13 protein-coding genes and 1 pseudogene are annotated in these 18,794 nt (G+C 71.6%); 6 read left to right on the top strand and 8 right to left on the bottom strand.

The features are described 5' to 3' along the window. Positions 1-46: 46 nt before the first annotated feature. From purE to Adu01nite_RS44955, 3 genes are read right to left on the bottom strand one after another with little or no spacing between them, the layout of a single operon-like run. A complete protein-coding gene (gene purE, locus Adu01nite_RS44965) occupies positions 47-544 on the bottom strand; it encodes a 5-(carboxyamino)imidazole ribonucleotide mutase (RefSeq protein ID WP_203735532.1) in 498 nt (165 codons plus the stop codon). Further along, on the bottom strand, positions 545-1,687 hold the full coding sequence (locus tag Adu01nite_RS44960) for a 5-(carboxyamino)imidazole ribonucleotide synthase (RefSeq protein WP_203735531.1): 1,143 nt from the start codon (positions 1,685-1,687) through the stop codon (positions 545-547). A gap of 28 nt (positions 1,688-1,715) precedes the next feature. Continuing rightward, a complete protein-coding gene (locus Adu01nite_RS44955; protein WP_203735530.1) occupies positions 1,716-3,707 on the bottom strand; it encodes a thioredoxin domain-containing protein in 1,992 nt (663 codons plus the stop codon). A 274-nt stretch (positions 3,708-3,981) separates the two neighbouring features. On the opposite strand from Adu01nite_RS44955, the gene Adu01nite_RS44950 reads away from it, so the two are divergent. Then, positions 3,982-6,558: a helix-turn-helix transcriptional regulator gene (locus Adu01nite_RS44950; protein ID WP_203735529.1), complete on the top strand. Its 2,577-nt coding sequence runs from the start codon at positions 3,982-3,984 to the stop codon at positions 6,556-6,558. A 6-nt stretch (positions 6,559-6,564) separates the two neighbouring features. Here the strand turns inward: Adu01nite_RS44950 and Adu01nite_RS44945 are convergent, their stop codons facing one another. Further along, positions 6,565-7,992, bottom strand: coding sequence for a thrombospondin type 3 repeat-containing protein (locus Adu01nite_RS44945; RefSeq protein ID WP_203735528.1), 1,428 nt, complete (start codon positions 7,990-7,992; stop codon positions 6,565-6,567). Positions 7,993-8,127: 135 nt separating this feature from the next. Further along, positions 8,128-8,892 carry an aquaporin Z gene (aqpZ, locus tag Adu01nite_RS44940; protein ID WP_203735527.1) on the bottom strand — a complete coding sequence of 255 codons (765 nt, stop codon included), beginning with the start codon at positions 8,890-8,892 and terminating at the stop codon, positions 8,128-8,130. A 283-nt stretch (positions 8,893-9,175) separates the two neighbouring features. Here aqpZ and Adu01nite_RS44935 point away from each other — a divergent pair, with 283 nt between their 5' ends. Continuing rightward, positions 9,176-11,956 (top strand): AfsR/SARP family transcriptional regulator, encoded by a 2,781-nt coding sequence (locus tag Adu01nite_RS44935; RefSeq protein WP_203735526.1) that lies wholly within the window; start codon positions 9,176-9,178, stop codon positions 11,954-11,956. 72 nt (positions 11,957-12,028) lie between these two features. On the opposite strand, the pseudogene Adu01nite_RS49200 reads toward Adu01nite_RS44935, so the two are convergent. Next, a pseudogene (locus tag Adu01nite_RS49200) lies at positions 12,029-12,122 on the bottom strand (DUF255 domain-containing protein); the annotation flags it as partial. Between the two features lie 15 nt (positions 12,123-12,137). Continuing rightward, positions 12,138-12,446, bottom strand: a complete 309-nt coding sequence (locus Adu01nite_RS44930) for a hypothetical protein (RefSeq protein ID WP_203735525.1) — start codon at positions 12,444-12,446, stop codon at positions 12,138-12,140. Here Adu01nite_RS44930 and Adu01nite_RS44925 point away from each other — a divergent pair. Then, on the top strand, positions 12,441-12,623 hold the full coding sequence (locus Adu01nite_RS44925) for a hypothetical protein (RefSeq protein WP_203735524.1): 183 nt from the start codon (positions 12,441-12,443) through the stop codon (positions 12,621-12,623). The two genes, Adu01nite_RS44930 and Adu01nite_RS44925, sit on opposite strands and share 6 nt — an antisense overlap. Positions 12,624-12,654: 31 nt before the next feature. Here the strand turns inward: Adu01nite_RS44925 and Adu01nite_RS44920 are convergent, their stop codons facing one another. Then, a complete protein-coding gene (locus tag Adu01nite_RS44920; RefSeq protein WP_203735523.1) occupies positions 12,655-12,930 on the bottom strand; it encodes a hypothetical protein in 276 nt (91 codons plus the stop codon). A 182-nt stretch (positions 12,931-13,112) separates the two neighbouring features. Between Adu01nite_RS44920 and Adu01nite_RS44915 the strand changes: the two genes are divergently transcribed. The 3 genes from Adu01nite_RS44915 to Adu01nite_RS44905 all read left to right on the top strand — a co-directional run bounded on the left by Adu01nite_RS44915 (position 13,113) and on the right by Adu01nite_RS44905 (position 18,792). Next, positions 13,113-14,669 carry a hypothetical protein gene (locus Adu01nite_RS44915; protein ID WP_203735522.1) on the top strand — a complete coding sequence of 519 codons (1,557 nt, stop codon included), beginning with the start codon at positions 13,113-13,115 and terminating at the stop codon, positions 14,667-14,669. Positions 14,670-15,080: 411 nt separating this feature from the next. Further along, positions 15,081-16,223, top strand: a complete 1,143-nt coding sequence (locus Adu01nite_RS44910; RefSeq protein ID WP_203735521.1) for a hypothetical protein — start codon at positions 15,081-15,083, stop codon at positions 16,221-16,223. Further along, a complete protein-coding gene (locus tag Adu01nite_RS44905) occupies positions 16,210-18,792 on the top strand; it encodes a sensor histidine kinase (protein WP_203735520.1) in 2,583 nt (860 codons plus the stop codon). Before Adu01nite_RS44910 ends, Adu01nite_RS44905 begins: the two co-directional genes overlap by 14 nt. Positions 18,793-18,794: the final 2 nt, after the last annotated feature.

The raw sequence follows: 18,794 nt of genomic DNA, 5'->3' as shown, positions 1-18,794 counted from the left end.
GAAGCCGGCCCGCCTCCGCCGACGCGGGCTGCGGCGGACCGGGCGGTCAGCCGAGCAGTTTCTCCCGGAGGGCGGCGTCCTTCTCGGCCACCATCTTCTCCAGGCCGGCCTGGAAGTCGGCCATCCGCCCGCGCAGCACCGGGTCGGCGGCGCCGAGGATCCGGACGGCGAGCAGGCCGGCGTTCCGGGCGCCGCCGATCGAGACGGTCGCGACCGGCACCCCGGCCGGCATCTGCACGATCGACAGCAGCGAGTCCATGCCGTCGAGGTGCTTGAGCGGAACCGGCACCCCGATCACCGGCAGCGGCGTCAACGCGGCCACCATGCCCGGCAGGTGGGCGGCCCCGCCCGCCCCCGCGATGATCGTCTTGATGCCGCGGTCGGCCGCCGACTCGGCGTAGTCGATCATCTTGCGCACGGTGCGGTGCGCCGACACGACCCCGACCTCGAACGGCACCCCGAACTCGGCCAGCGCCAGCGCCGCCGCCTCCATCGTGGGCCAATCGGAGTCGCTGCCCATGATGATGCCGACCTGCGGGCTCATCTACTCGCCTTCCTGCAGCCACTTGGCGGCCCGGGCGGCCCGGGCGCGCACGGACATCATGTCGTCGCCGAGCACGGTCACGTGCCCGATCTTGCGCCCCGGCCGGACCTGCTTGCCGTAGAGGTGGACGCGCGCCCCCGGATCGGACGCGAAGAGGTGGTGCAGCCGCTCGTCGATGGAGATCCCGCCGGGCCGGCCACCCAGCACGTTCGCCATCACGACCACCGGGGCGGTCAGCGTGGTCGAACCCATCGGGTAGTCGAGGACGGCCCGCAGGTGCTGCTCGAACTGCGAGGTGCGGGCACCCTCGATGGTCCAGTGCCCGGAGTTGTGCGGCCGCATCGCGAGCTCGTTGACGATGATCCCGTCATCGGTCTCGAACAGCTCCACCGCGAGCAGCCCGACCACCCCGAGGGAGTGCGCCAGGTCGATCGCGAGCTGCTGAGCCTCCAGGGCGCGCTCCTCGGACAACCCGGGCGCCGGCGCCAGCACCTCCACGCAGATGCCGTCCTGCTGCACGGTCTCGACCACCGGGTACGCGGCGACCTGCCCGAACGGCGACCTGGCCACGAGCGCGGCCAGCTCCCGGCGCAGCTGCACCCGCTCCTCGACGATCAGCGGCGTCCCGGTCGCGACCAGCTCGGCGGCCTCGGCGGGGGTGGACAGCATCCACACGCCCTTCCCGTCGTACCCCCCGCGGGTTGCCTTGGCCACGACCGGCCAGGAGCCGCCCGCGAAGCTCTCGATCTCCGCCGCCGTCGTGACTTGCCGCCAGCGCGGCACCGGTGCGCCCAGAGCCGCCAGCCGCTCGCGCATCAGGCCCTTGTCCTGGGCGTACAGCAAAGCCTTGGATCCTGGATAGATCTTGACGCCGTCGGCTTCGAGCGCCTCGATGTGCTCGGTCGGCACATGCTCGTGGTCGAAGGTGACCGCTTCGCATCCGTCGGCGAACTCGCGCAGCGTGGCGAGATCGGTGTGGGTGCCGATGCGCACATCGGCGGCCACCAGGGCGGCACTGTCGTCGGCGGTCACGCTGAGCACACGCAGTGACTGGCCGAGGGAGATCGCAGCCTGGTGGGTCATCCGGGCCAGCTGGCCGCCGCCCACCATGCCGACTACGGGCAAACCGGTTCGGGTATCCATCGCCCGCCAAGCCTAACGACGCCCTCGATCAGGAGGTCAGCCGGGCGATGAGGTCGGCCGGGTCGGTGACCGGGCGATCGCAGACGAAGCCCCGGCAGACGTACGCCGTGGGCCGCCCGTCGATCAGCGGACGGTCGGCCAGCAGTGGCACTCCCGGCTGGTCCGGCTCGCCGACGACGAGCACGGTGCCGGGTGGGGCATGCCGCTGCGCGGCGGCGACCAGCGCATCGTCCGGGTCGTGGGTGGCGATCGCGATCTCGTACGGCCCGGTCAGCGCCGCCTCCGCCACCGTGGCCGAGTAGCCCGCGAAGCGCGGATGCTGCCCGAACAGCGGCGCCACCGTCTCCAGCGCCGCGTCGGCCGCCTCCCGGTAGGAGGTCTCGCCGGCCAGCGCCGCATACGACACCAGGGCCGCGCAGATCGCCGACAGCCCCGACGGCGTCGCGTTGTCGGTCGGGTCGGCCGGGCGGGTGACCAGGCGTTCCGCGTCGTCGGCGGTGTCGTAGAAGCCACCCTGCCCGGTCCCGAAGTGGGCCAGCGCCACATCCAGCAGCTGTTTGGCCAGGGTCAGCCACCGGCCGTCGGCGGTGATCTGGTGCACCGCGAGGAATCCTTCGGCCACGCAGCCGTAGTCCTCGAGCACCCCGGCCGGCTCCCCCACCAGGCCGTCCCGCGAGACCCGCCGCAGCCGCCCGTCGACCAGATGCCGCTCGGCGAGCACCGCCGCCAGCGCCACCGCGGCATCTCGGGAAGCCGCCGAGCCGGTGAGCGCGCCGTGCTCGGCGAGGGCGGTGATGGCGAGCCCGTTCCAGGAGGCGACGATCTTGTCGTCCCGGGCCGGCTGGGGACGCCGGTTGCGGGCGTCGAGCAGCTTCGCGCGTACGCTCCGCCACCGCTCGACCAGCGCCGGCTCGGCGTCGTCGATGTCCCGTGCCAGCACCAGCACGCTGCTGCCGTGCTCGAACGTGCCCTGCTCGGTCACCCGGAACAGATCGGCCGCCCAGCGCCCGTCGTCCTCCCCCAGCACCTCGACGAGCTGGGCGGGCGTCCAGGCATAGGTGAGCCCTTCGACACCGTCGGTGTCGGCATCGAGCGCCGACGCCAGCCCGCCGGCCGGCGCGCCAAGATCACGAAGCAGAAAATCCGCGGTCTCGTCGGCGATGCGCTTGGCGAGCGGGTCACCGCCGAGTCGCCACAATTGGGTGTACGCCCGGAGCAGCAGCGCATTGTCGTAGAGCATCTTCTCGAAGTGCGGCACGGTCCAGGTCGCATCGACCGCATACCGGGCGAACCCACCGGCCAACTGGTCGTAGATGCCACCGCGCCCCATCCGCTCGGCCGCGTGCCGCACCACTTCGAGCGCTTCGGCGGACCCGGTGCGCTGATGGTGCCGCAGCAGGAACAACAGGTTCATGTGCGGCGGAAACTTGGGCGCGCCCCCGAACCCGCCGTACAGCTGGTCCTGCTCCTTGTAGAGCCCCGCCGCCGCGGCCGCAAGCAGCTCGGCCGAGATCGGCGCCGTGGGCCCACCGACCAGCTGAGCCCCGCCGAGCACCTGAACCACGGCAGCGCCCTGCTTGAGGATTTCGTCGCGCTGCTCTCGCCAGGCCACCCCGACCGACTCGAGAAGGCGGGTGAAGTGCGGTTTCGGGTAGTAGGTGCCGCAGAAGAACGGCTCGCCATCCGGCGTGGCGAAGACGGTCATCGGCCAGCCGCCCTGCCCACTCATGGCCTGGGTGGCGGTCATGTAGACGGCATCGACGTCGGGCCTTTCCTCCCGATCCACCTTGATCGCGACAAACCCGTCATTCATCAGCCCGGCGACAGCCTCGTCCTCGAAGGACTCGTGCGCCATGACATGACACCAGTGACAGGCGGCATACCCAACGGAGATCAGAACCGGGACATCTCGCCGCCTCGCTTCATCGAAGGCAGCCTCTCCCCAGGGCCACCAGTCGACGGGGTTGTCCTTGTGCTGCAACAGATACGGCGACGTTGCGCTGGCGAGCCGGTTGGCCATCCCTGCCACTCCTGATCTTGACGTTCGTGGGTTGAGGGTGGTCCCGTGGATCCATTCAATCCACGAGTCAATCACACGAGAGATTGCGAAGCCTTGACCGAGCACCCGGCTCGCCCAGGGTGATTACCCACCGCCAGAGTCCGGGTGAGGTCGATCCGGCGGTCGTCTCGCCCCGGGTTGCCGCGCTGCCCTTCCGTCTGCCGGTCGCGGTGAAGGCCGGCGGGCCGGCGAAGACACGCTTGGCGCACGCCGCGCGGGACGGGATGATCCCGGCATGACATTGGTCGGCCGGGCGCAGGAACTCGGTGACGTCCTCGCCGCGGTACGCGATCCGCGGACCGGCGTGGTTCTGGTCACCGGCGAGGTCGGAGTGGGCAAGACGCGACTGCTCGACGCCGTGTCCGCCGCGCTTCCGGCCGTCCGCGCCTGGGGCACGCGGGGACTCGCGCACGTCCCGCTGGCGGCCCTGGCGCACTTGGTCGACCCGGCGACGACGTCGCTCGCGAACATGGTCGCCCAGGTGCTCCGGGCGGTGCCGGCCGGAGCGATACTCGCGGTCGACGACCTGGACGGTTGCGACGAGGTCTCCCTGGCCGTCGCGGTGCGGGTGGCCCGCGACGCCGGACGCACGCTGGTCAGCACCGTGCGGACCACCGACGGTCGCGTGCCGGCCGTCGTGGCCGAGTTGGCGGCGGCGTCGAACACCATCGTCCTGCCGGTCGCGCCGTTCGACCGGACGTCGACCGAGCAACTGGTTGAGACGCTGCTCGACGGCCCGGTGGACGCCGGAGTGGTGGACGACGTGTGGCGGCGCACCGGCGGGAACGCGCTGTTCGTCACCCAGCTACTCGATGGTGCGCGGCGCTCCGGCGCGTTGCGCCGCTCGGCGGCCGGCTGGCATGCCGTCCGGCCGCTACCGATCCCGGCCGGGCTGCGGAGCCTCTTGCCGACCCGCCTGGCGGGCCTGCCCGACGACGCCGTCGCCGCCGCCCGCTTCCTGGCCGCCATCGGCCGGGCGAACGACGGCGAGATCGAGCACGCCGGGCACCTGGCCGGAATCGAGCACCTGGTCGGCCACGGGATAGCCGTGTGGGCGGCGGAGACCGTGCGTTTCGTCCACCCGCTGTTCGCCGAGGTGCTGTGGGACGACCTGTCCCCGGCCCGGCGTCGAGCCGTACTCCGGGAACACCTTGCGGTCGCTCGCAGCCTCGCGCCGCACGACCACGTACGGTGCACCATGCTGAGCCTGGACGCCGGCGAGGCGGTGGAGCCGGCGCCGCTGCTGGCCGCGGCCCGCGTCGCCGCCGCCGGTGGCGCGACCGACGTCGCGGTGCGGCTGGCCCGGGCCTGCCTCGACCGGGTCCCCGACGTCTGGGCCACCCACCACGAAGCGGCCGTCGGCGCCGCCCTCGTCCTCGCGGTCACCCTCTGGGAGACCGGGCGCGCCGACGAGGCCGGGACCGTCCTGCGGGACGCGCTGGAGCGCACCCCGCCCGGCGGGGACGCCGCCCTGCTCGCCGTGACCCTGCACAAGGTGATCCTCTGGGGCCATTACGACCTGCCCGCCGCCCAGGACGTGCTGCGGCAGCAGTTCGCCCGGTATCCCGCCGGGGCGCCGGTCGGGGCCCTGTTCGCGGTCGCCGAGGTGGACGCCCTGGCCTACGCCGGAATGCCGGACGAGGCGCTGGCGCTCGCGTCCGGCATCGGGGACGGCACCGGACTGCCGCTGCCGGTCCGCACCATGCTGGCGACCGGCCGCAGCAACGCCCTGGCCCACATCGGACGGACCGCCGAGGCGGTCGCCGTCGTCGAGGAACTGCTCGACCAGATCGCCGGCGCCGGGCCGGAAGCCGCCGCCGGCACCCGCGACAAGCTGCTCGTCTACGCGAGCCACGCGCTGCGCGAACACGGCCGCTTCGACGACGCCGCCCGCACTGCCGAGCGCGCCTACGACAACTCGCTCGCCGACGGCGTCGTCTTCGAACGCGCCTGGGCCGCCGTGTGCGTCGGCGCGGCCCGGCTGCAGGCGGGCCACCTGGACGACGCGGCGCTCTGGGCGCGGCGCAGCCTCGTGACCGCGTCGGCCGCCGGGATGACGGACTGCACCCGGGTCGGCCTGTCCGTGCTGACCGCGGCGTACGGATCCCGCGGCCGCGCTCCGGACCAGGCGTGGGTGCAGCACCTCCGCTCGCCGGAGGCAGGCCTGGGGTTTCTGCGGCACACCGTCCCGATCGCCCTGAGCTGGGCCGCGCATGCCGAGGGTCACCACGCGGTCGCCCGCGACGTGCTGCGGCAGGGGCAGGCCCGGGCCGCTCAGGAGCGGGCGGTGGCGGCAGAGTCCTGGATCCTGCACGAGCGCCTGCGGATGCGCGACGGCGCCGGGGTGCGCGCCCGGCTGGCCGAGCTGGCGGGGGGCTCCCCGATCAGCGCCGCCCGGCTCGCACTGGCCACCGGGCTGGAACGGGCCAGCCCGGAAACCCTGCTCGATGCCGCGGCGGCCTTCGAGGCCACCGGTTCGCCCCTGTATGCGGCGGAGGCCGCGGCTGCGGCCGCCCAAAGCGCGACCGGCCGGGTCGCGGCCGCCGCCCGGCGCCGGGCCGACGAGTTCGCGCGCCGGGTGGGTGACCCGCCCACCCCGCTGCTGGCCGGGTCACCCGCGCCCGCCGACCGGCTGACCTCCCGTGAGCGCCTGGTCGCCGAGCTGGCGGCCGGCGGGGCGAACAACGCCGAGATCGCCGGGCGGTTGGTCCTGTCGGTGCGGACGGTGGAGAACCATCTGTCCCGCGCGTACGCGAAGCTCGGCATCACCTCGCGGGCCGAGCTCGCCCGGTCCGGGCTCGGGAAGCGGTAGGGGATGTCAGCAGGTGCCGCCGGATGCGCAGCCCCCGGCGCCGCTGCCCGGCGCCCCGTCGAGCGGGCTGGGCAGGTCGGGCCGGGTCTCGGGGTTGGCGGTGTTCCAGCCGGTGCCGACGACCATCGGCCCGACGTTGCTCCGGTCCTCGTCGCCGGAGAACAGCGAGATCAGGTCCCGCTTGTGCAGGACCGCATTGACGTCGTCGTCGGTCCAGACGCCGATCACGTCCGGGGCATTCTGAGCCGGGAGGACGGTCGTGCCCTTCGCGGTGAGCAGGGCGCCCATCGCGGCCGCCGCCACCTTGTGCGAGAGCCAGGCCGTGCCCGGCAGAACCCGGCCGGAATCCTCGTCACCGGTGGTCATCCCACCGGTGCAGTTCTCGCCCTTCTCGTCGCACTTCTCCCGGTTGGTGCTTGATCTCTCCGTGCCGTCGACCTCGGACCTCGTCTGCGTGTGCTCCTTCGCCGTCCCGGCGCCCTTCTGGGTGTCGGTGGTGTCCCGCCGGGAGGCGTCGTTGTGGTCCATCCACGATTGGCGGACCTCCTTGAGAACGGTGCCGTTGGCGTCACGCACGGTCTGGTCGTGGTGCCACCGGCCGGTCGGGTCCTGATACACCTCGTCGGTGGAGGTCGCCGCCAGGTTCAAGTCCGAGTCGTAGTACTCGGTGTAGCCGCTCGTGGTGCAGATGATCTCGCACCCCGCCAGGCTTGGCCAGGACCGGGACGAGGAGCCGTCGATGTACCCCCGGACGATCGTCTCCCCATCTTCGACCGCTTTGCCCTCCTGGCCACCGTGCGCGGCCGCCCATATCCCGGTCGAGTCGTCGAAGTCGCCGTACCAACTCGGGTCGAATCGGCCGAGGTCGATCTTCATGTTCTTCCCGGAGCCGTCGGAGTCGAACAGGCCGAAGGACAACCCGGTCACCCACGGCATGTCGAGTCCCGCGCTCTTGAGCAGCCCGTCGTCGATCCCGGCGAGCGCGAAACTGTCCCGGCGGGTGGGGATACCGAAGACCTCGGACGGCAGCCCCGATCCGGCGCCGGCGCCCGCGTACCACTTCTTTTCCAGGCCCGCGACGAACTCCGACGGGAAGACGGCCCACGTGCCGTACCCGAGCTCGTAGGTCGGCAGTTTCCCGTCGAGCGTCGCGTCGAGCACCTTCCGCAGTAACGGACGGCTCGCCGGGTCGAGCGGATCGGAGCCGAGGGCGATCTCGTCGGCGTCGGCCGTACCGTCACCGTCGGAATCCACCACCTGCAGCGCGAGGTAGCAGGCGGACAGGTCGCACACCCGCAGGTCGGACCGGTCACTGCCGCGCCGCCCGTCGTCGGCCCGGGCGGCCGGCGCGCGAAGAATGGACAGCAGAAGGGCACCGCAGGTCAGGACCGTCATGGCGGCCCGGAACCGAGCATCGGATCGGGAGAGCATCATGAGCCGAACCTAGGAAGCGGCCGGCCGTCTGTCCTGAGTGGTGAGTACTCAAACGCGTTTCCGTCTCGGAGCGGCGTCCGCAGACCACCCCGCATTTGCGGTGGCACACCAACGCACGTGAGCGTCCGCGGCGCGTCAGGCGGCGGTGGCTTGCTCCAAGGGAGAGGCCGGCTCGTTCTGACCGAGCACCGCGGCATAGGTGAAGCCGGCGATCAGCCCACCCATGATCGGCGCGACGATGAAGAGCCAGAGCTGGCCGAGCGGCCCGCTGCCGGCGAACAGGGCAGGGCCGATCGAGCGCGCCGGGTTCACGGACGTGTTCGTCACCGGGATGCTGACCAGGTGGATCAGGGTGAGGCTCAGCCCGATCGCGATCGGAGCGAAGCCCCGTGGCGCCCGGGTGTCCGTCGCGCCGAGGATGACGAACAGGAAGACGGCGGTCAGCACGACCTCAGCGACCAGCGCGGCCGTCAACGAGTAGCCGCCGGGCGAGTGGCTGCCGTAGCCGTTCGTCGCGAAGCCGGACTCGGTGGCGTCGAAGCCGGGACGGCCGGCCGCGATGACGTACAGGACCCCGGCACCGGCGGCACCGGCCACCACCTGGGTCACGATGTACACGGGCGCGTCCCGCCACGGCAGCCGGCCGGCGGCGGCCAGACCTAACGTCACCGCCGGGTTGAAGTGGCCGCCGGACACGTGCCCGACGGCGTACGCCATCGTCATGACGCTCAGCCCGAACGCGAGGGCCACCCCGAGAAAGCCGATACCCAGGTGGACGCCCGCGGGCGTGCGGAACCCGGCGGCGAGGACCGCGGACCCGCAGCCGGCGAATACCAACCAGAACGTGCCCAGGAACTCGGCCGCGACGCGCTTCGGCATGGTTGGTGCGGAGGTAGCCATGTCCGCCAGGCTCGCATGACTCCCAGCCCCGCAGCAGGCGTTCACTCGTAAGAGCAGCCCCGGAGGCGATCCCTGGCCGGATCGGGACGCCTACCTAAATACGGCGAGGTCGCAGCGCCCAATCGGTTCACATCGGCCGGCCTCCCACATCGGGGTCGAGCCACCCCCGTTGTACATGGCTCGACCCCGACCGCGGAGTCCTCCCGGTCACCGAGCATGGTCGCGCACAGCTAATAAAATGCTGTCGCCGAGGCTCGGCGGACGTGACGGACGACGGGAGACCATGGTGGAGGTCCGCCTGCTGGGTCCGGTGGAGATCTGGGCGGACGGCCGGCCGGTCGAGATCGGTCCACCGCAGCGACGGCACACGCTGGCGGCCCTGGCGGTCGATGCCGGTCGCCCGGTCACGATCGATGCGCTTGCCGTCCGGGTGTGGGACGAGCCGCCACCGGCGGCGGCCCGCATTCTGCAGGTGCACCTCACCCACCTGCGGCGGCTGCTGGCCGAAGCCGTGGGCACGCCACCGACCCGCCTGCTGCGCCGCTCCAGCGGCTACGTCCTCGACATCGCGCCCGAACGGGTCGACGCCAACCGGTTCGCCGACCATGTCCGGCGTGCCCGCGGCGCCGACCCGTCCACCGCGTTGACGCTGCTCCGCACGGCCCGCGGGTGCTGGCGGGCCGAACCGCTCGGCGGGCTGAAGGGCGGCTGGGTCGAGCGCTGCCGGCACGCGTACGGGGCGCTGTATCTCGACGCCACGGTGGCGTGGGGGCTCGCCGAGCTGCGGACCGGCAACCCGCTCGCCGTGCTCGGGCCGCTGGTCGAGCTCGCCACTGATCACCCGCTGACGGAGCCGCTGGCCGACGTGGTGATCCGCGCCTATGCCGCCGCCGGCCGGCCCGCCGATGCGCTGGCGTACTACGCGGAGTTCCGCCGTCGGCTCGCGGACGAGCTGGGCACCGATCCCAGTGCCGCCCTGCAGGCACTGCACCAGGCCATGCTGCGAGGGGAACCGGTGGCGACGCGGGAGACCGCCGACGTGGCGGCCGGAGTGCCGGTCACCGTTGTCGTGCCGGCCCAGCTCCCGGCGGATGTTCCCGGTTTCGCCGGCCGTGCCGCGACCCTGCGCATCCTGGACAACCTGCTCACCGAGACGGCGATGGCCGTCGCCGTGGTGTCCGGCACCGCCGGGGTGGGCAAGACCGCCCTTGCCGTGCACTGGTCCCACACGGTGCGGTCCCGCTTCCCGGACGGCCAGATTTTCCTGAGCCTGCGCGGCTTCGACCCCACCGGACAGGTCGTCGCACCGCAGGAGGCGCTCCGCAGCCTGCTCGATGCGCTGGGCGTCGCACCCGAGCGGGTGCCGGCCGGCCTCGACGCGCAGGCCGCCCTGTACCGCAGCGTGGTGGCCGGCCGGCGGATCCTCCTGGTGCTGGACAACGCCCGCGACGCCGAGCAGGTCCGGCCGTTGCTGCCGGGCACCGCCACCGTTGTCGTCGTGGTGACCAGCCGAACTCAGCTCACCGGCCTGCTGACCGACGGCGCGTCCACCGTGCCGCTGGGCGTGCTGTCCTGGGTGGAGGCCGAGGAGCTCCTGACCAACCGGCTCGGTCCGGGGGTCCTCGCGCAGCGCCACGCGCTCGATCAGGTCATCGCGGCCTGCGCCCGGCTGCCGCTGGCGTTGAGCATCGCCGTGGCCCGGACCCGGCAGACGAACTTTCCGCTGACGGCGCTCGCCGCCGAGCTCAGCCAGGTCGGTGACCGGCTGACCGCGTTGGAGGTCGGCGACCCGGCCGGTGATCTGCGGGCGGTGCTCTCCTGGTCGTACGCCGCCCTGAGCGAGCCCGCCGCTCGGCTGTTCCGGCTGCTCGGGCTCACCGTCGGACCCGACTTCGACGTCCCCGCGCTGACCAGCCTGGCCGGGCTGCCGGAACGCGAACTGCGCACACCCCTGCGCGAGCTGACTCGGGCAAGCCTGGTGACCGAGTACGACCTCGGCCGGTACAGCCAGCACGACCTGCTGCGCGAGTACGCCGCCGAACTCGCTCGCCGCGATGACGCGCAGGACGTACACCGGTCGGCCACCGTCCGCCTGCTCGATCACTACACGCACACCGCGTACGAGGCGGATCGCCTGCTCAACCCGGCCCGCGAAGCTATCGTGCTGCCCCTCGGCGAGCCGGCCGCAGGCGTGTCTCCGGAGCCGCTCAAGGATCACGGCGCCGCGCTGGCCTGGTACGGCGCGCACCGTCCCGTCCTGGAGGCCGCGCTGCGGCAGGCCGCCGCGGTGGGGCTCGACCGGCTCGCCTGGCAGCTCGTCTGGTCGCTGGACACCTATGCCGCCCGGAAGGGCCACCTGCATGATCAGGCCATGGCCTGGCAGACCGCCATCGAGTGCGCGGACCGCCTCGGCGAACTGCCGGCGCGCGCCTACGGCCACGGTGGCCTGGCTCGGGCCGACCTCCGGCTCGGCCGCTACGCCGAGGCGGACGACAACCTGAACCGCGCGCTGGAGCTGTTCACGACGATGGGCGACCGCAACGGGCAGGCACGCACCGAGAAGCACCTCGCGTACCTGTGGGGCCAGCGGAAGCAGCCCGCGATCGCCCTCGGGCACGCCCGCCAGGCCTTGGCGCTCTTCGCCGGCACCGATGACCGGACCGGGCAGGCCGAAGCGCTCAACGCGATCGGGTGGTACCACGCGTTGCTCGGCGAGTTCGAGCACACGCTGTCGTACTGCCGGCAGGCGCTGGAGCTTTTCGAGGCGGACGCCGACCTGTTCGGCGCCACCAGCGCCTGGGACAGCCTGGGATACGCCCACCACCACCTCGGTCGGCACACCGAGGCCATCGACTGCTATCAGCACGGCCTCACCTTGGCCCGGACCCTGGACCACGACCTGTTCGTCGCCGATCTGCTGGTGCACCTCGGCGAATCACACCGCGCGGCCGGGCGCCCCGCCGAGGCACGCACCGCGTGGACGGAGGCGGAACAACTGCTGACCGCCCTCGACGACCCGAGCGCCGCAGGCGTCCAGGAGTCACTGCGCCAACTCGACGACTAACTAGACCGGCCTCTACCCCGTGACCTCGAAGTCGTTACCTGCAACTTTGTCGCGCGCCAGCACTACTTCAGACCATTGCCACCAGTCAACCGGATTGTCCCGGTGCTGGAGAAAGATGGGGCGAGGCCGCATCAGCAAGGCGATTGACCCTGTCCCACCTTCTCACGCACCCTCCGGACCACTACTCGTGGTCGAGGTAGGTGTCCCAATCCGGTTCCCCCGGTCCAGGCCGCAGGTCAGTACCGGAACTCAGCCGTAGACGGATGCCGTCTTCCCATTCGGTCGCCCACGCCCGCAGGTCTTGGATCTGCCGGTCGTCAAGGCCGTAATCGGTGAAGGTGCGGTCATCGCGGTCGTCGATCGAGGCGAGCCGGTCAGCGAGGTCGGACAGGGTGAAGTGCGGGGCGTGTCGACGGCCGAGGCGCTCAAGGTCGCTCGGGGTATATCCGGATCGTGCTGCTGCTTGCACGTCGATGAAGTCGCGGTGCAACGCCCGGTCGTGCAGGGCGCGTCGGCCAACTGCTCGACGATCTGCGGTAACGGCAACGGCGAGGCAGTCGCGAAGTCGACATCGTGCGAGGGCCTGCTGGTCAACTCATGCATGGCGATGGCGTACCCACCCGCAAGCACCAGACCCAAGTCGTCGCCGGCGTCGAAAGCGATCTGAGCGAGCCGTCGGTGGAAGTCGTCCATCCGGGTCAGGCCGCCGCGAGGCCGGGTAGGCGCTGCTCCCAACGACGGGTCACCTGCGATGTCGTTGCTCGGCACAGCCGGGGCCAGTCGCCGCGCAGCAGGTGGGGGTCCACGTACCTGACGATGTCTTCGCGTTGGCCGCAGTCGAGCAGGATGGAGAACAGGGCGAGCCGGTTCGGCAGATGCACCACGCCGCTGGCCGGCCCACGGAACTCATCCCACGACTCAGGGATTCGCTGCTCCAGCCCCTCGAATCGATCGGGCAGTTCACTGGCTTCCATAGCGAGATTATGACGCACCGGACTTGTCAGGTCGCACTCTTGGTCGACGGGGACCGCATACCGAGGACCAGGATTGGGACGCCTGCCTCGACAAATAGTCGCCGGTCGACCCATGCCTCGCAGCCGGGGCGGGCGTTGTATTCACTGTGATTGCGCCTCTCGCTGACGAGCAGCTCGGGTCCATGTCGCGGCGTCATCCGGCCTGGGATGCCGTTGGGGTCGGCACGGTGGTGGTGCCGACGGTGGTGCTGGCGCCGCTGATGACGCAGGCGCCGTGGGCGGACGATCAGCTGAATGTGTACGCCTTCGGCGGGGTCTACCTGGACCGGCCGTGGGAGGTGCCGGTCGACGCGTTCCGGGCGGTGCCCTACTTCCTGAACCTCGGCAACTTCCGGCCGCTGGGGCGCACCTACGAGTGGGCCCAGAACGTCGCCGTGTTCGCGCTGTCGGACGTGTTCGGGATTCCGGTCAACGTCGGGCTGCGGCTCGCGGCTCTCGTCACGGCCATCGTGCTGACCGGCTGTGCGGTGCTGTTCGCCGCGTACGCGACCGGCCGCACCCGGCCGTTGCGTACCGCCCCGCCGGTGCCGGTGGCGCTGCTGCCGTTCGCGGTCGGCGGCGGTCTCGTCGCCGCCGGGCCGGTGAGCACCACCGTGCTGTTCAGCGGCCTGTATTTCATGACCAGCAGCCTCGTCCTGGCCGTCGCCGCGTGGGCCTGCGCAACCGTCGGCCTGCCGCGGCTGTCGCTCCTCCGGGGCACGCTGGCCGTCCTGGCCGGGGCCGCGATCGCCGCCTTCAACGAGATGGCCTGCCTAGCGATCCCGCTCTGCGTCGTCGCGGTCGGCCTGCGCGCCCGGCTGGTGTTCGCCGTCCGCCTGCGGAACATGCTTCGCGACAGCGGGGTCCGGTTCGTGCTTCTACTGTGCGCCGGGTTCCTGCCGGTCATCGTGCCGGTGCGGATGGCCATCGCGGAGACCTGCAGCCGCGGCGACTGTTACGAGGGGTCGGCGGTCTCCCTGCCGGGCGCGGCGGCCGCCGTCCCCGACCGCCTGATCTCCTGGCTGCCGCCGCTGATGTGGCAGTGGGCGACCGCGGGAACCCGCGGCTGGCTGGCCGCGCCGGTGACCGCTCTCGCCGCGGCCGCCCTGCTGGTCGTCGCCGGGCTGCTGCTGCGAGCCCTGCCGGCCCTGCCGAGCCTGGACGCTCGGCAGACGCTGACCCTGGCCGGCGTGTCCGCGACGGTCCTGGCCCTGGCCGCCGGGATCGCGTCTCTCAACGTCTGGATGCAGCAGGCCGCGGCCGCGGGCCAGTACGGCGTCGGCTGGCGCGACAGTGCCCTGACCACGGTCGGCGGCAGCGCCCTCGTCGTCGCCGCGGCCACCGCACTGCCCCGGGCTCGCCGGTTGACCGCCGCCGTGACCCTGATCGCACTGAGCGGCGTCACGGTGGTCTCGGCCGCGGCAAACAGCGCCTACCACCAGCGCTCCGCGACGGAGCGCGTGCCGTACCTGCACAACCGGATCGCCCAGGAGATCGCCGACGTCGACCCCACCGCCGACGGCGACCACCGCCGCTGCGCGCTGCGCACCCGCCTGCTGTCGGTCAAGAACCCCCTCGACACCCAGCGCATCGACCAGACCCTGGACGCCGCGACCGCTCAGGCCGCAGGCCGCCGCTTCTGCACTCGAGCCCCGAACTGGCCGGGCCCGCTACCGCTCTACCGCGACGCCACCGCCTGACCGAACGCTCACCGCCAGACGGAGAGCCCATGGCTCGGCCACCGATGCGGTCGGCCGGCAGTCCCCGGGGACTCGGCAAAGGCTGGGTGATGGCAGGGCGCGGAACCCTATGTTGCGCATGATCAGTTGGCAAGGTCTTCCGCTCAGCGCCACATGAACGATGAACAGTCCTAACTGGAGTGTCGCCACAACCTACCCGTTACGCCGTGACAGTCGGTCGATGGAGTCATGACTGCATGCAACGCCACGTGAGTATGGTCCCATCGATCCAAATTCCCGGTTCCCAGGTCAGGACCTTTCCAACGTAGCGCGGGCGCGGACTTTCCGCCGTCGCCCAGAGGGTGAGCGATGATGACTGCAGGAGCGCGCCAGCGTCTGCGTGCGCGGCGGCCGTTCGGCAGCGGAACGCGGATGTTGTTTCCCATTGCCCTGATGGTGTCGGCGACAGTGCTGTTCTCCCTGGTGTGGCAGTCGGTCGGGGAGCAGTCCACCTTCGCCTCGCTGGAGCGCGACGGCATCCGGTACATCCAGGCGCTGGAACCGTTGGAGATCGCGTTGACGAATGCGGAATCCGTGGCGGTCCGCGGCGGTTCGGCGCCACGCGAGCCACTGGCCCTTGCGGTCGCTGACGTCGCCAAGGCCGACAAGGAGCTCGGCGAACGGTTGCGCACCGAGGACCGATGGACCGAGTTGCGGACCAAGGTCGAGTCACTTCCCGCCGAGGGTGCCGCTGCGCCGATCATCGCCGCGTACGGCGGGGTCAGCGAACTGCTGCTGGCCCTGATGGACAAGGTTCGCAACACGTCCCAACTGATCCGCGACCCGGAGGTCGACACCTACTACCTGGAGGACGGCGCGGCCCAGGAACTGCCCGAGGGCATCGTCGCGGCCGCCCAGTACACCGATCTCCTGCTGAGCGTCGTCGGCGAGTCCCCGGCAGCCCAGGCCAAGGTGGCCGACGACGTCAGGTCCGCGTATTCAGGCCTGGCCGGCAACGCCAAGGACCTCTCCGACGACATCCGACTGGCCGTGGAGGGCTCCGACGGCGGGGCGCTCGGAACCGCGCTGCTGAGCAAGCTCGACCGCTTCAACCGGTCGATCGACGACCTGGCGCCCTTGATGTCGCCGCTGTCGAACGGCACGGGCCGGATCGACACGGCCAAGGTCGTTCGTTCCCGCGACGAGATGCAGGCAGCCGCGGCGGACCTCTCGGCGACGCTCCTCACCCAGATCGACAGCGCCCTGGCCGACCGGCTTGCGTCGCTGAGCCATCGTCGTCTCCTGGCGATCGGAATCCTGCTGGCGCCGGTGCTGCTGGGGCTCGCGCTGGTCGTGCCGTCGCTGGTGGCCCGGCGGCGCCAGGACAAGGGGGCACCGCCGCGGGAACGGCCGACGGCGGGCCGGCACGATCCGGCGCACCCGGCGCCGGCTCAGCCAGTGACCGTACCGCCGACTCCATGGCCGACCGGTCCGGTGCAGCGGCCCGAATCCCGGCCGAGCGAGACGGCCGGCTCCGAATACGCACGGTGGGAGCAGTTCAGTGCTCCTCAGTAAGCTCCGTATCCGCGGCAAGCTGACGCTGCTGGTCATGATCCCGCTGCTGGCGATGGCCGGCCTGGTCCTGCCCGTGATCCGCAACCTGGTCACCGACGCCAACCGGGCGAACGACGTCAACGCGGACGCCGTGGTGGCCGGGCAGGTCGGGCCGCTGTTGCAGGACCTCCAGCGCGAGCGGCTGCTCTCGGTCGGCTATCTGCTCGGCGCCGTGGACGCGGACGCCCTCCAGCTGCAGATCGCGGCGGTCACCGACCGGGTCCGCGACATCCGGCTGGACCTGGGTGACGAGCTGCCGTCCGCGGTGCGCACCGAGATCGACAAAGTGGCGGACCTGAACAAGGTGCGGCAAGGGGTGCGATCCCGGACCATCACGCCCGATCAGGTGCTCGAACAGTTCGCCCCGGTGCTGGACGACATGATCGAGTCGCTCCAGCTCACCCAGCACGCCGACGCCGGCAGCACCGCCGGTCGGCAGCTCATCACGCTGGACGCCGTGCTGGGCCTGAACGAGTCCAGCACCGAGAGCACGGCGCTGCTCGCCGTGATGGCGGCGGGTGGCGACATCGATGGCATGGCCGAGCGTTACCGCGAGGAGACGGTGGAGTACGAGGTCTATCTCGATCGGTTCGAGGCCTTCGCCACCCAGTCCGAGCGGGAGCTGTACGACCTGGTGGCATCCGCGTTCCAGGAACGCGTCGGCCAGAACTTCAACGCCAGGCTCGAGGCCGATCCGGCCAAGACGATGGCGGCGCTACCACTCGACACTCTGTTCCCCACCCTCCAGTCGTTCAGCGTGCTGGGTGGCTTCGTCGAGAAGCGTCTCGTCAGCGACACCACCGCGCTGGTCGACCAGCAACGACGGGAACAACTGACTATCGCGTACGGGATCGGCGCTCTTGCCCTTGTCGTTCTGCTCGCGGTTTTGATTCTGGTGGCGATCGTGGCCCGGGCCGTGGCGGTGCCGCTGACCCGGCTGAGCCGTTCGGCCGAGCAGGTGGCCGAAGCCGGTGAGGCGGAACTGCGGCGGGTGGCCGACGACGAGAGCGAGCCGGACGAGCCGGTGCGGCTCGACGTGCTCGACGTGAACACCAACGACGAGATCGGCGAGCTGGCGCGCGCCTTCGAGCGTGTCCGGAACACCGCGTCCCAGCTCGTCGAGCGCCAGGTCCTCAGCCGGCACAACGTCGCTGAGATGTTCGGCCACATCGGCCGGCGTACCCAGAACCTGGTCGGCGGGCAGGTGTCGCTGATCGACGAGTTGGAGAACGACGAGACGAGTTCGGATCGCCTGGCCAAGCTCTACCAGCTCGACCACATCGCCAACCGCCTGCGACGCAGCGCCGACAGCCTTGTGGTGATCTCCGGTGCCACCCGGGAACAGAACCACTCCGCGCCGGTCCGGCTGGTCGACGTCGTACGCCTCGCCCTCGCCGAGATCGAGGAGTACAACCGCGTCGACATCGACGTTCCGCTCGACCTGTTGCTGGCCCCCGCGGTCGTCAGCGACATGGTCCTGGTCTGCGCGGAGTTGCTGGAGAACGCCACCACCTTCTCGCCGCCGCACACCCGGGTCGCCGTCATCGGCCGGGCCGTGCCGGGCGGCGCGCAGCTGGTCGTCGTCGATCACGGCATCGGGATGCCCGACGAGCGGCTCGCCGAGGAACACGCCCGCATCGGCCGCCGCGAGCGACTCGACCTCGTGCCGACCCAGGTTCTCGGGCTGTTCGTGGTCGGCCGGCTGGCTCGGCGCCACGGTCTGGACGTCGCCCTGCAGCACACTCCCGGTGGCGGCGTCACCGTCAGCGTGCAGATCGGCGGTGGGCTGCTGGCCGGTGAGCGGGTCGCCACGTCCGCGGAGCCGGTCGAGCTCGTCGCCGTGCCGGAGCAGCGGCAGATCTCCGTCGAGTGGTCGCAGCCGCCGTGGGACACCGCCGGCCCGACGGCTCCGGCGGCCTCGGCCTCGTACCGGCCGGCGCCCGAGCCGGCGCCGCGGCTTCCGTCCCAACGCCGGCCCGACACGATATCCCGGGTCGCCGAGGCGATGGGCGATCCGCTGACCTGGAACGGCTTCCAGGTGGTTCGTAGCCTGCCGACGGCACCGCCGCACCGTGACACGCCGACGGTCACCTTCCGCGAGCCGCCGGCCGCGCCGCGGCCGCAGAGCCTGGTCCAGGCACCGATTCCGGACACGGCCCACCCCCCGGTTCCCGGGCTGAACCGGCGGATCCCGGGTGCGCGGCTGCCGGCGGGGACGTCCGCCGAGGTGCCGAGTCGGGAGCCGGTGCTCGCCGATGCGGCCGCGGCGCTGGAGGTCGTGGAGGCATTCGAGGACGGCGTTCGACGCGCGCTGAACGTCGTCGCTCCGGCTCCGCCCGGGGAGATCCGGGCGCTCAGCCGGCGGGTACCGGGAGCGACCCTGCCCGCATCCCCGAGTTCCCCTCGCCGCTCGATCGTCGACGTCGCGGCGGTCGAGCAGGATCCGGACGAGGCCCGCAGCCTCGTCGAGCAGTTCGAGTCGGGCGTGGCGCGGGCGCTCGAATTCGACGACTTCTCGCAACGAAACTGACA

It is taken from the genome of Paractinoplanes durhamensis (assembly GCF_016862175.1).
Taxonomy (GTDB): Bacteria; Actinomycetota; Actinomycetes; order Mycobacteriales; family Micromonosporaceae; genus Actinoplanes; species Actinoplanes durhamensis.
This window is presented reverse-complemented; position numbering and strand designations above follow the sequence as displayed.